Here is a 13,207-nt window from a genome sequence, read left to right on the forward strand (position 1 = left end):
TCGATTTAATTTTTGCCAAAAACCGTGGTGAGTATAGGTGTGGATGAAAATCTTGCCAGTAAGGGGGGGAGCCGAAATGACGATAAATGTATCTGGTGTCAACGTGATGTTTAAGCTTTTCTTGGGAGAAATAGCAGATTGAATCTTTTTATAGGAGGCGGAAATCACTAGTTTTTTCAATAAAAACAACGCTTGTCTTAGTTAATTCTTAGTGCTAGTCTTGCCAGCTTACAATTAATACCCACCTATATTTTAATTAAGCTACTGATATGTCAATTGATTCACATTTATCTGGAACGATAAATAAGCCTGATGGACTAATAAAAAATAATAAAAGTAAAACAATTATTTCCATCTTGATGGTATTGATTTTTTCAGTTCTGTTTGATTCTGCTTTTGGTTATTCAGTTAAACCAGGCTATGTGCTCGCCCTATTTTTTTGCTTATTGTGGGGTGCTCGTTATCCGATAGTGTTTCAGCTATTGGTAGTGGTTTTCGCTGCTATATCTGCAATGTACTATCCGATTGCGATTATGTACGGCTCGCCAAATATCAATATATTTATATCGGTATTTAATACCAATATAAATGAGAGTGCTGACTTTCTTAACAATATACCGATTCTCTATATTATTCCGAGCATAGTATTAATTGTTATTGCTGCTTTAGCTCTGAAGACCCGAAAGTATCTACCCAATATAAAATCAGTAGCGCTAATCGCACCTTTTTTATTGATTGTGTTATTTAATCCTTTGAAGGTGTATTCAACGACTAATAGTATTACGTCTGAAAGTGTCCGCTTTACTCTGTTCCGCTTTGCTAATGAACTGTATCAGTCCTATAAAATCGTTGTGGCGTCCGAATTAAAAATGAAGCAGTTGATGGCACAACCATCCACTTGGGCACCTTCTTTACCTGCGAATGATTATGACACCTACATTATTGTGATTGGTGAGAGCGTTCGCCGAGATTTCATGCACGCTTATGGTTTTAGTATTGCCAATACGCCTTTTAGCAGTACGGCGAATGGTTTGTTTTTTCAAAATTATATTTCAGCCGCTGGCTCAACTCAGGCGTCGGTATCTGGGTCGTTGGTTAGGCGACATAATGGTGAATTGCAGCATAACAACAATATTATTAATCTGGCGAAAAAACAGGGATTATCTGTTTACTGGATATCAAATCAAGGTAGTTTGGGTAATGATGACTTTGGTGTATCACAAATAGGAAAACAGGCGGACAGCGTGACCTTCCTTAAAAAGGGGGAATACGATGCTCAATCTTTTTCTGATCGGGATTTATTACCTCATTTTCAACAGGCTATAGTAGAGAAACCATCGGCTAAAAAACTGATTATTTTACATTTGATGGGCTCTCATTCAGATTTTTGTAGCAGAGTTGATCATCAGTACGATGAGTTTTTTATCAGCAAGAAGCTTTCTTGCTACGTCCAAAGCATAAAGAATACCGATAATCTCCTGGCAGAATTAGCGCAGACGGCAAGCAGTAATCATAAAAAATGGACCATGATCTATTTCTCCGATCATGGGCTATCGGCGATGCATCAGGAACAGGGAAAGGTGGTGAATTTCCAGCATGGCGACCGTTCAAAACAGAATTTTCAGGTACCGTTCTTTATTACTGCGTATGATGCTAAACAGCGAAAAGAGATCCATGACTATCGAAGTGGGTTAGATTTCTTGTCCCTTTATGCCCAATGGACCGGTTCTGAGGAGCCTCTTTTGTCGGATAAGTGTGATTTGCTGTCTGATATGAACTGCCATAAGAAAATTCAGGTGATCAATTTCGAGGATAAATTAGTCGATTATGATTCGTTGGCAGATCTGCCGTTTACTTTATAGTGGCTACCATTGCCAGCAGTGAGAAGGCGTGACTATTTCCGGTAATGGGATATCCCAGTCTTCAGCGGGTAAACTATCAACCAACTGGCAATCATGGGCAATGCCAATCGGGTAGCTGCGGCTTTGTTGCCAGTTTTTCAACGTTCGGTCATAGTAACCGCCCCCCATTCCCAGACGATTTCCGTTAACATCAAAAGCAACCAGTGGTGTGATAAGCACGTCCAATTCGCTAACCGGTAAAACCGAGCGCACATTCAGACGGGGCTCCTGAATACCAAAGGGATGGGTGATCATCGGTGTATCTGGCGTATAACGCAGAAATAATAAATGTCCACGACTGAACGGATGCAATACCGGTAGATAAACCGATTTTCCTTGCTGCCAGAATGTTTCAATTAATGGGCGCGTGTTAATTTCACCATCAAATGAGAGAAACAGCGAAATGTGTTGTGCAGCCTGAATTTTTGGATGGGCGCATAAACGTTGATGAATCTGCGTTGCAGCAAGGCTTTGTTCCTGAGGTGTCAGGTTATTACGTAACAGGCGAATTCGTTTTCTGAGGATGTGACGCTGAGAGGTCTCAAATGTCATGCCGGATATGCTTATGTCAGTAATGGTAAAACAGAAGGGAGATCTCCGAGATGCCGTCGCGGGCTGTAACCCTTGAACCCTTGGTTCAAGGTGAACGCAGATTTACTATCATCAGGCTTCCCGGACGAACCGGGCATGCACACAGATTGTAAGAATCCACATTCTGTTGGTTTGAAATATCGGCTCAGGGGACTGGCCCGATAACGCGCACCTCAGAGAATTTTTTTAGAAACCGTATTGTTACGTTTTCTGTTATTCTTACTTAGCTGAACTTATCAACTAATGTTGCTACAACTATACATCAATTTTCAAAGATTATATGAAATTTATTCGAACGTTGCACCTTGACGCTGCGAGATTTTACTCTGTTCGACTAAAGCTTGTTCAATCGTGTCTTGCAGCATACGAATGCGCTGTTCCATATTTTTGGCGTATTCGTCGGTTTTATTTTTTTCCTGCGCCAGTTCATAACAAATGTTAAGGGCAGCGATAAACACTAATTGTTCTGTATTAGTGACTCTAGTCCGAACTTTCAAATCCTGCAACCGTTCACTCAGTTCTGCCGCCGCTTTATTCAGGGCTTCCTGTTGTTCTGGCGGACAGTTTACCCGCAGAGATCTGCCGAAAATTTGTATATCTACCGGTTGTGCTGACATGTCACCTTCCTGCCGAGTTTTGACGGCATTTTCAAATCTAACCAATAGCGCCTAGTATACCAAACTATCTGCCGGATTGTGCATCAGTACTGAATTTGTACGTAGTTTACAGGAGACCAGGAGCGTTGAAACCGTTTAAGATTTATGCCTTTTATGGCATCAGATCCGTTCTTGATGGTAGCATAGCATGAACTTATCTTATCAACGATGGTGAATCATTCATGACGACCGAGAATACGCTCCCTTCTTATCAATCACTCAATACCGCTTTGACGCAACAAAATATTGGCATGACAGCATCGGAAATGCACGGCTTGATTAGCGGTTTGGTGTGTGGTGGCAGTAATGATAATAGTTGGACAGTGCTGGTCCATGATTTAACCAATGAAGGTATTGCCTTCGGCTATCCGCTGGGCGATATGGTGAAACAAATTTATCAGGCCGCCAAAGAAGAGCTGGAAGATGATGGATTTGGTTTTGCTTTGCTATTACCGGATGATGAAACTCTGGTGTTTGAGCGTATTGATGCTTTGTCTGGCTGGGTAAACCATTTCCTGTTAGGACTGGGCATGATGCAGCCTAAGTTAGCCCAGGTAACAGGGGAAGTTGGCGAAGCCATTGACGATCTGCGAAATATTGCTCAGCTTGGTTATGAAGAAGATGAAGATCAGGAAGAGTTGGAGCATTCTTTAGAAGAGATCAGTGAATACGTGCGAATGGCGGCAATACTTTGTCATAGCGAATTTGCACGATTGAATACCACTGTACCGGAAAATGTGAAGCCAACACTGCACTAATTTGGGCCGATATTCTTGCAGCGATAGGTACATGCAGATGGAAACGTCATACAACGAGCAAGTACTTCTCACTGAACTAATCTGAATGTGGAAGGATAAAGATTATGATCGCTTTAGCGGAGTTTCAGCGGCGCCGTCGGGCATTACTGGCCAAGATGGTACCGGGGAGTGCAGCCATTATTTTTGCGGCGCCGGAAAGAACGCGCAGTGCTGATTCAGAGTATCCGTTCCGTCAAAACAGTGATTTTTGGTATCTGACCGGTTTTAATGAGCCAGAAGCCGCGCTGATTCTGATTAAAAGCGATAAAACTCATAGTCATAGCGTGCTGTTTAATCGAGTGCGTGATTTAACCGCTGAAGTTTGGTTTGGTCGTCGTTTGGGACAGGAAGCGGCACCGCAGAAGCTGGGTGTTGATCGGGCTTTGCCATATGACGATATTCAGGAACAGCTTCACTTGTTATTTAACGGCCTTGATGTGGTGTATCACGCTCAGGGAGAATACGGTTACGCTGATGATATCGTTTATTCTGCTCTGGACACTTTACGTAAAGGCAGTCGTCAGAATTTACGTGCTCCGGCTACGCTCACCGATTGGCGACCATGGCTGCACGAGATGCGCTTGTTTAAATCGCCGGAAGAGATCGCGGTAATGCGCAAAGCCGGGGAGATTTCGGCTAAAGCCCACACCCGTGCGATGGAGCGTTGTCAGCCAGGCATGTTTGAGTATCATCTCGAGGCTGAAATCCAACATGAATTTACCCGCCACGGCGCACGCTATCCGGCCTATAACACCATTGTAGGCGGCGGCGAGAATGGCTGCATTCTGCACTACACAGAAAATGAATCTCAACTAAAAGATGGCGATCTGGTCTTGATCGATGCGGGATGTGAATATTTCGGCTATGCCGGTGATATTACCCGGACTTTCCCGGTTAACGGGAAGTTCAGTCCGGCTCAACGGGCAGTGTATGACATTGTTTTGGCATCTCAGTATAAAGCGATATCGTTGTTAACCGCTGGCAACAGTATCCGTAGCGCTAACGAGCAAGTGATTCGAGTTATGTTGCAGGGCTTGGTGAATATTGGTGTATTAGACGGCGAAGTGGAAAAATTGATGGTGGATAAGGCTCATCAATCTTTCTATATGCATGGTTTAAGCCACTGGTTGGGGCTGGATGTACATGATGTCGGCAGCTATGGTTCATCAACGCGCGATCGCTTATTGGCGCCGGGAATGGTGCTGACCGTAGAGCCTGGCCTGTATATCGCTCCAGATGCTGATGTACCACCAGAGTTCCGCGGTATTGGTATTCGAATTGAAGACGACATTCTGATTACTGAGCAAGGCAGTGAAATTTTGACCGCTGGCGTAGTGAAAGAGGCGGATGATATTGAGGCGCTGATGGCGGGAGCTGGCAAATGCAATCCGTAATTATCGTCGGTGGCGGAATGACCGGAGCCACGCTGGCCTTAGCCCTTTCCGCCTTAAGCGGCGGCCGAGTTAAAGTTGATTTGGTGGAAGCGGTGGTGCCTGAAGCCACTGAACATCCCGGTTTTGATGCCAGGGCTATTGCTTTGGCTCAAGGAACTTGCCAACAACTGACGCGTATGAGTATTTGGCCTGCATTAGCGGACTGTGCCACGGCGATTAAAACCGTTCTGGTCAGTGAGCGCGGGCATAGCGGCATGGTTACGCTGAAAGCAGCGGATTACGGATTACCTGCGGTAGGGCAGGTGGTTGAACTGCATGATGTAGGTAGCCGACTGTTCTCTTTACTGAGAAAAGCGCCAAATATCACACTGCATTGTCCGGCTAAGGTGGTACAGGTTTCGCGTGATATCGAGAAGGCACAAGTGACGCTGGATAACGGTGAATCCCTGTCGGCCTCGTTGTTGGTGGCTGCCGACGGCTCTTTTTCGTCAGTTGCGACCTCATTAGGCATGTCCTGGCATGAGGATGATTACCAGCAAGTTGCCGTCATCGCGAATGTGACAACCGAACTACCCCATGAAGGTCGAGCCTTTGAACGCTTTACCCCTCAGGGCCCGCTGGCATTGCTGCCGATGTCTAAAGGTCGGATGTCTCTAGTTTGGTGTATGTCACAAGATCGTCAAGCAGAAGCAATGGCGTGGGATGAACAGACATTCATTCAGCAACTGCAGCAGGTTTTCGGTTGGCGTCTGGGGGCTATTCTGACGGCAGGAAAACGTTCCAGTTATCCGCTACGTTTACGCACTGCTCGCCAGTCGATTAGCCACCGTTTAGCCTTGGTGGGAAACGCTGCTCAAACCGTACATCCTATTGCCGGGCAAGGGTTTAATTTGGGATTACGAGATGTTATTTCGCTGGCTGAGACACTATCTCAGGCGGCACAACAGAATGAAGATTTAGGCAGCTATGGTGTATTACACCGCTATAGCCAGCGCCGGGAGCCAGATCGTCAGGCAACCATTGGCCTGACAGATGGGTTAATCCACCTGTTTGCTAACGGTTACGGTCCGCTGATTGTGGCCAGAAATCTTGGATTAATTGCCATGGACAACTGTGAGTTACTCCGGTTACCGCTGGCGCATAGAACCCTGGGCTGGGTTAAACGATAGGACAAGCGCTCATGCATGCTTATGATGTTGTTATCGCCGGTGGCGGTATGGTCGGACTGTCACTGGCCTGCGGTTTGCAGGGGACAGGTTTGCGCATTGCGGTTGTTGAGAATCATCAACCGGATGAAACTCTACCACCAGAACCCGCTTTGCGGGTCTCGGCGATTAATGCGGCCAGTGAACGCTTTCTGGATTATCTCGGCGTTTGGAAAGGGGTTACCTCTCTGCGAACCAGCCCTTATTCTGCGATGGATGTATGGGATCGCGATAGCTTCGGGCAGATTGCTTTTCGTGCCGATGATTATGGTTATGATCGTCTGGGACATATTGTTGAGAATGCTGTGATTCAGAAAGCGTTATGGGATAAGGCAAGCAGTTGTGCGGATATTTCCCTGTTGGCACCGGCCCGATTAAAGCAGGTTGTCAGAGGCGAAAATGACGCTTTTATCACTTTGGAAGATGGCCGGATGTTAAGTGGTCGTTTGGTGGTGGGGGCCGACGGCGCTCATTCATGGTTACGTCATCATGCGGATATTCCTCTGACATTTCGTGATTATGGTCATCATGCACTGGTTGCCACTATCCAAACTGATGAGCCTCATCAGCACTGTGCCCGACAGGTTTTCCACGGTGATGGAATATTAGCCTTTTTACCACTTTGGCAAGACAATCTTTGTTCTATCGTCTGGTCATTACCGCCGGAAAAAGCAGAGCAGATGAAGCTGTTGGATGAGGCGCAGTTTAACCACCAATTGGCGATTGCCTTTGATAATCGACTGGGTCGTTGTCAGGTAGTGAGCGAGCGGGACGTGTTCCCATTAACTGCCCGCTATGCCCGCAGTTTTGCCGCCCATCGCTTGGCGTTGGTTGGTGATGCGGCACACACGATTCATCCTCTGGCCGGTCAGGGCGTGAATTTAGGCTTTATGGATGCTGCTTGCCTGATTGCTGAAATTAAGCGCCTACAGAAACAGGGTAAGGATATCGGTAATTATCTCTATTTACGTCGCTATGAGCGTAGCCGGAAGCAGAGTGCGGCAATAATGCTGGCTGCAATGCAAGGATTCAGGGAGATATTTGCTGGAGAAAACCCAGCAAAGAAATTACTGCGGGATATCGGATTGAAGCTGGCGGATAGTTTACCGGGGGTTAAACCCCACTTGGTTCATGAAGCCATGGGATTACGCGATTTACCTGAGTGGTTGAAAGAGTCTGAGTAGATTAGTCGGTGGTGAGTTTCTGTTTTGATAAAATGGATTTTTTGTCATTCTGGTGAAAAATACCTTCGTCATTCCGGTGAAAACTGGAATCTATGTTTTAGCTTAATGATGGCGCTTGGCTTAAGGACGAGATGATTCGCTTCGCTCACCCTTCGGGCCATTCACTATGTGAATGTTTGCTTCGCCTACGGCTACGCGTTCCAGCTTTCGCAGGGATGACGGCATAAGCCCATTGAAAACATCTCCGTCATGCTGGTGAAAACCAGAACGCGTAGCCGCAGCAAACATTTGCATACCTCAACTTCAAGATACAAGGGTGAACGTAGTGAATAATCCAGGTTTTCTATGAAAAATTCTAATCTATAACCCGGTAACCCATTAGTTATTCTAATCTGAAATACATGATAATATTTTGTAAATCAACAAATTAAATTAAACACCAAACTTTTCTCCATTATTCGTTAACTTAGCCAATACTGATTTCTGTGCAGAAAAACGCAGTTTAACCATCAAAACTACTGCATGATAGAAATTGTTTACATGTCGCGATAATAATTAACAATTTCGTTAACTTATGATTACATGGAGTCAGATGCCTAATCTGGCACCCGATTTAACTATTACGGGATTACCCTGAAGTATTTAAAGAGGACATAATGGCCAAACAAACCCCTCTGTACGATAGACATATTGCCTGCGGTGCTCGCATGGTCGATTTCCACGGTTGGATGATGCCGCTTAATTACGGTTCACAAATTGATGAACATAATGCGGTACGTCACCATGCCGGTATGTTTGATGTTTCCCATATGACAATTGTCGATCTGCATGGCGCACGTACGCGTGAATTTCTACGCTATTTGTTAGCAAACGATGTTGCTCGACTAACCGAACCAGGCAAGGCGTTATATTCGGCTATGCTAAATGCTTCGGCCGGTGTGATTGATGACTTGATCGTCTATTTCCTACTGGAAGACTATTTCCGCTTAATTGTTAACTCCGCTACGCGAGAGAAAGATCTGGCGTGGATCTCTGAACATGCGCGTCCTTTTGCCGTTGAGTTGCACGTTCGTGATGATTTAGGGCTGATTGCCGTTCAGGGGCCGGAGGCCAAACAGAAAGTGGCAACGTTACTATCCGATGCTCAGCGTCAGGCCGTCAGCGGTATGAAACCTTTCTTTGGTGTGCAGGCCGAAAACCTGTTTATTGCCACCACCGGTTATACCGGAGAAGAGGGGTATGAGCTGATGATGCCGGCAGAACAGTTGGATGATTACTGGCAGAAACTGATGGCCGTTGGCGTGAAACCTTGCGGTTTGGGGGCGAGGGATACGCTACGTCTTGAAGCCGGTATGAATCTGTATGGGCAGGAGATGGATGAGGGGGTCTCTCCACTGGCCGCCAATATGGGATGGACGATTGCCTGGGAACCTGTCGACCGTGATTTTATTGGTCGTGACAAGCTGGAAGTACAGCGCAAGCAGGGGACGGATAAACTGGTTGGTCTGGTGATGATGGAAAAAGGTGTATTGCGTCATGAACTACCGGTTATGTTTAGCGATGCAGCAGGAAATGAATATCAAGGTGTGATCACCAGCGGCTCATTTTCACCGACCTTAGGCTACAGTATTGCGTTGGCAAGAGTCCCTGCTGAAGTTGGTGACGTCGCGGTGGTTCCTATTCGTAATCGTGAAATGCCGGTACGGGTAGTGAAGCCAGGCTTTGTGCGCCATGGTAAGTCGGTGCTGTAAACCCGGTAGTCAGAGCATGTAATGAATTAGCGTCAGCGTTAAGTCTGTAACGTTGGAACAATAGATAAGCGATAAGAATGGAGAATAATATGAGTAATGTACCTGCTGATTTGAAATATGCGACTTCGCATGAATGGGTTCGTGAAGAACAAGATGGCATCTATAGCGTAGGGATTACCAACCATGCCCAGCACTTATTGGGCGATATGGTATTCGTTGAGCTGCCTGAGGTTGGGAGTGTGGTGGCCGTCGGGCAAGAGTGTGCCGTGGCGGAATCGGTAAAAGCCGCCTCCGATATTTACTCCCCGATCAGCGGCGAAATTATTGCGGTTAACGATGAACTCAGTGATTCTCCTGAACTGGTTAACGGTTCTCCTTATGATGAAGGATGGTTATTCCGTATTAAGGCCAGCGATGTCAGCGAATTAAAAAGTTTGCTGGATGCTGAGGGATACCAAGCAACACTAGAAGATTAAAACATAAGAACGCCCTGCACCCGATAAGCAGGGCGTTTTGCTTTTTATCCTTTGCATCGGTATTTCACTCACTTTCAGGTGCCGCATGAGGCGAATCAGGCTGAACAACCCTAAAATATTATAAATTCAGGAATGTGATCTGATGAATCAAACAATCAAACAACTCGAATATGGTGAATCTTTTATCGATCGCCATATTGGTCCTTCTATTGAAGAACGCCAGAAGATGTTAGAGGTGGTTGGCGCGAAAAGCCTGGATGAATTGACCCGGCTGATTGTTCCTGCTGATATTCAACTACCCCATCCACCAGCGACGGGGGATGCGCAGACCGAACATCAGGCGTTGGCTGAATTAAAAGCCATAGCTGGGCAGAATCAGCGTTATAAATCCTATATCGGTATGGGCTACAGTGCGGTGCTGATGCCACCGGTTATTCAACGTAATCTGTTGGAAAATCCGGGTTGGTACACGGCTTACACGCCTTATCAACCTGAAGTTTCTCAAGGCCGTCTGGAAGCATTGCTTAATTTCCAGCAAATGACCCAGGATTTGACCGGTCTCGATCTGGCTTCGGCATCTTTGTTGGATGAAGCAACGGCGGCGGCAGAAGCGATGGCGATGGCCAAACGCGCCAGCAAGCTAAAACAGGCGAATAGCTTTTTTGTTGCCGATGATGTGCACCCGCAAACCATTGATGTAGTAAAAACCCGGGCAGAAACATTTGGCTTTAACGTCATTATTGGCCGGACAGATCAGGCAGCTAACCATGCCGATCTGTTTGGTATCTTAGTACAATTAACGGGCACCACAGGGCAATTGCACGACCACAGCCAATTGCTTAATCAGCTTAAACAGCGCGGTGTGATTACCTGTATGGCGGCGGATATTATGTCGCTGGTATTGCTGGAGTCACCGGCCAGCATGGGGGCAGATGTGGTGTTTGGTTCTTCCCAGCGCTTTGGGGTACCAATGGGCTATGGTGGGCCGCATGCGGCTTTCTTCGCCTGTAAAGATGAGTTTAAACGCTCAATGCCCGGACGGATTATTGGCGTATCCAAGGACGCAGCGGGCAATACCGCACTGCGCATGGCAATGCAAACTCGCGAACAGCATATTCGTCGTGAGAAAGCGAACTCCAATATTTGTACCTCACAAGTGCTGCTGGCCAACATCGCTGGTTTCTATGCGGTTTATCACGGTCCGGTTGGTCTAAAGCGCATTGCTCAGCGGATCCATCGTTTAACCGATATTTTGGCCGCTGGCTTACAGCAGGCGGGGCTGAAACTGCGTCATGATAGTTGGTTTGATACTTTATGTATTGAAGTGGCGGATAAAGCTTTGGTACTAACCCGAGCCTTAAGCTTTGGCGTTAACCTGCGCAGTGATTTAGATGGCGCGGTAGGTATAAGTCTTGATGAAACCACCACCGTGGAAGATATACAAACGCTGTTTGATATTCTGATTGGTGATTCAAAGGCCATCGATATTGATAAGCTGGATAGTCAGTGTATCGCGCACAGCAGTAGTATCCCGCCATCGTTATTGCGTAAAACGCCTATTTTGACTCATCCGGTGTTTAACCGTTATCACAGCGAAACTGAAATGATGCGTTATATGCATCGTTTGGAGCGTAAAGACTTAGCGCTAAATCAGGCGATGATTCCGCTGGGTTCTTGCACCATGAAGTTGAATGCGGCAGCGGAAATGATTCCGATTACCTGGCCGGAATTTGCAGAACTTCACCCGTTCTGTCCGCCGGAGCAGGCCGCAGGCTATCAGATTCTGATTGCCCAACTGTCCCAGTGGTTGGCGCAGATTACCGGTTACGATGCGGTCTGTATGCAGCCCAACTCTGGCGCTCAGGGGGAATATGCCGGGTTGCTGACCATCCGTCGCTATCATGAAAGCCGTGGACAGGGGAGTCGGCATATTTGTTTAATTCCGAGTTCCGCCCATGGTACTAACCCTGCTTCAGCCCAGATGGCGGGTATGACAGTGGTGGTGGTTGCCTGCGATAAGCAGGGCAATATTGATTTAAGCGATTTACGCACCAAAGCTGAACAACACAGCGATGAACTGTCGTGCATTATGGTGACTTACCCATCAACCCACGGGGTATATGAGGAAACCATTCGTGAGGTGTGCAAGATTGTGCATCAGTTTGGCGGTCAGGTGTATCTTGATGGTGCCAATATGAATGCTCAGGTGGGCATTACCACTCCGGGCTATATTGGTGCTGATGTATCTCACCTTAACTTACATAAAACTTTCAGTATTCCTCACGGTGGTGGTGGCCCGGGTATGGGGCCGATTGGGGTGAAAAAGCATCTGGCGCCGTTTGTTCCGGGGCACAGCGTCGTTCATCTCGAAGGCGTGACCACATCATTGGGTGCAGTATCCGCTGCTCCGTTTGGCAGCGCATCGATTCTGCCTATCAGTTGGATGTACATTCATATGATGGGGGCGGAAGGTCTGAAAATGGCCAGTCAAGTGGCGATTTTAAACGCCAACTATATTGCCCGTCGCTTAAAAGATGCCTACCCAATACTTTATTCTGGACAAGATGGGCTGGTGGCACATGAATGCATTCTGGATATTCGCCCATTGAAAGAGGAATGCGGTATTACGGAGATGGATATCGCCAAGCGCTTGATTGATTATGGCTTCCATGCGCCAACCATGTCTTTCCCAGTTGCCGGTACGCTCATGGTGGAGCCGACCGAATCGGAAAGTAAGGCTGAACTGGATCGCTTTATTGAGGCGATGTTGGCTATCCGTCATGAGATTCGTCGGGTTCAGGCGGGTGAATGGCCACTGGATGATAACCCGCTGGTTAATGCGCCACATATTCAAGGCGAACTGGTACATCAATGGGAGCACCCTTATAGTCGCGATTTGGCGGTATTCCCGTCACAAGCGGTGTTTCAGAATAAATACTGGCCGACGGTAAAACGTCTGGATGATGTGTATGGGGATAGAAATCTGTTCTGTTCTTGTGTGCCAATGGCTGAGTATGAGTAGCTTATCCCGGTGAGAGCCGGGATATTGAATAGGCGTGAAGAGCGATGGTTCTTCACGTCTATCAACAGGTTCTTTAACTGAGTTGAGAGTGTCTGCTGATTTGTGGCTTTTCTATGGTGTGCATTCCATCATAATCACTATTCCTGTGCGTAAATCCAGCGAAAGACGCTTGTTTTTAATCATTCAGCGGAATAACCATATCCAACCGTTGAGAGTTAATGTTATATTTC

Annotated in this window: 10 protein-coding genes and 1 other RNA gene; 8 read left to right on the forward strand and 3 right to left on the reverse strand. The window is 46.7% G+C overall.

Annotated features, from left to right (window positions below):
• Positions 1-269 precede the first annotated feature (269 nt).
• Entirely contained in the window at positions 270-1,862 is a 1,593-nt protein-coding gene (locus EL341_RS02780) for a phosphoethanolamine transferase (protein WP_126466951.1), read from the forward strand.
• 3 nt (positions 1,863-1,865) lie between these two features.
• Here EL341_RS02780 and EL341_RS02785 read toward each other — a convergent pair whose 3' ends face one another.
• The 3 genes from EL341_RS02785 to zapA form a co-directional block, all read right to left on the reverse strand.
• Positions 1,866-2,453, reverse strand: coding sequence for a 5-formyltetrahydrofolate cyclo-ligase (locus tag EL341_RS02785; protein ID WP_126466954.1), 588 nt, complete (start codon positions 2,451-2,453; stop codon positions 1,866-1,868).
• 38 nt (positions 2,454-2,491) lie between these two features.
• A non-coding RNA gene (ssrS, locus tag EL341_RS02790) (6S RNA) lies at positions 2,492-2,675 on the reverse strand.
• Between the two features lie 104 nt (positions 2,676-2,779).
• A complete protein-coding gene (gene zapA, locus EL341_RS02795; protein ID WP_047779957.1) occupies positions 2,780-3,109 on the reverse strand; it encodes a cell division protein ZapA in 330 nt (109 codons plus the stop codon).
• Between the two features lie 221 nt (positions 3,110-3,330).
• Here zapA and EL341_RS02800 point away from each other — a divergent pair, with 221 nt between their 5' ends.
• From EL341_RS02800 to gcvP, 7 genes are all read left to right on the forward strand, one after another.
• On the forward strand, positions 3,331-3,906 hold the full coding sequence (locus tag EL341_RS02800; RefSeq protein ID WP_047779958.1) for a YecA/YgfB family protein: 576 nt from the start codon (positions 3,331-3,333) through the stop codon (positions 3,904-3,906).
• Positions 3,907-4,010: 104 nt separating this feature from the next.
• Complete coding sequence (pepP, locus tag EL341_RS02805) at positions 4,011-5,339, forward strand: Xaa-Pro aminopeptidase (RefSeq protein WP_047779959.1); 1,329 nt, start codon at positions 4,011-4,013, stop codon at positions 5,337-5,339.
• The gene (gene ubiH, locus EL341_RS02810; protein ID WP_074820310.1) at positions 5,327-6,508 is read left to right on the forward strand and encodes a 2-octaprenyl-6-methoxyphenyl hydroxylase; all 1,182 of its coding nucleotides are present in this window, start codon (positions 5,327-5,329) and stop codon (positions 6,506-6,508) included. Before pepP ends, ubiH begins: the two co-directional genes overlap by 13 nt.
• An 11-nt stretch (positions 6,509-6,519) precedes the next feature.
• A complete protein-coding gene (ubiI, locus tag EL341_RS02815) occupies positions 6,520-7,728 on the forward strand; it encodes an FAD-dependent 2-octaprenylphenol hydroxylase (protein ID WP_047779961.1) in 1,209 nt (402 codons plus the stop codon).
• A 656-nt stretch (positions 7,729-8,384) separates the two neighbouring features.
• Positions 8,385-9,479: a glycine cleavage system aminomethyltransferase GcvT gene (gene gcvT / locus EL341_RS02820; RefSeq protein WP_126466956.1), complete on the forward strand. Its 1,095-nt coding sequence runs from the start codon at positions 8,385-8,387 to the stop codon at positions 9,477-9,479.
• An 89-nt stretch (positions 9,480-9,568) separates the two neighbouring features.
• Positions 9,569-9,955: a glycine cleavage system protein GcvH gene (gcvH, locus tag EL341_RS02825; RefSeq protein WP_047779963.1), complete on the forward strand. Its 387-nt coding sequence runs from the start codon at positions 9,569-9,571 to the stop codon at positions 9,953-9,955.
• Between the two features lie 142 nt (positions 9,956-10,097).
• Entirely contained in the window at positions 10,098-12,977 is a 2,880-nt protein-coding gene (gene gcvP / locus EL341_RS02830) for an aminomethyl-transferring glycine dehydrogenase (protein WP_126466958.1), read from the forward strand.
• Positions 12,978-13,207: the final 230 nt, after the last annotated feature.

Source organism: Pragia fontium (assembly GCF_900638655.1).
Classification (GTDB): Bacteria; Pseudomonadota; Gammaproteobacteria; order Enterobacterales; family Enterobacteriaceae; genus Pragia; species Pragia fontium.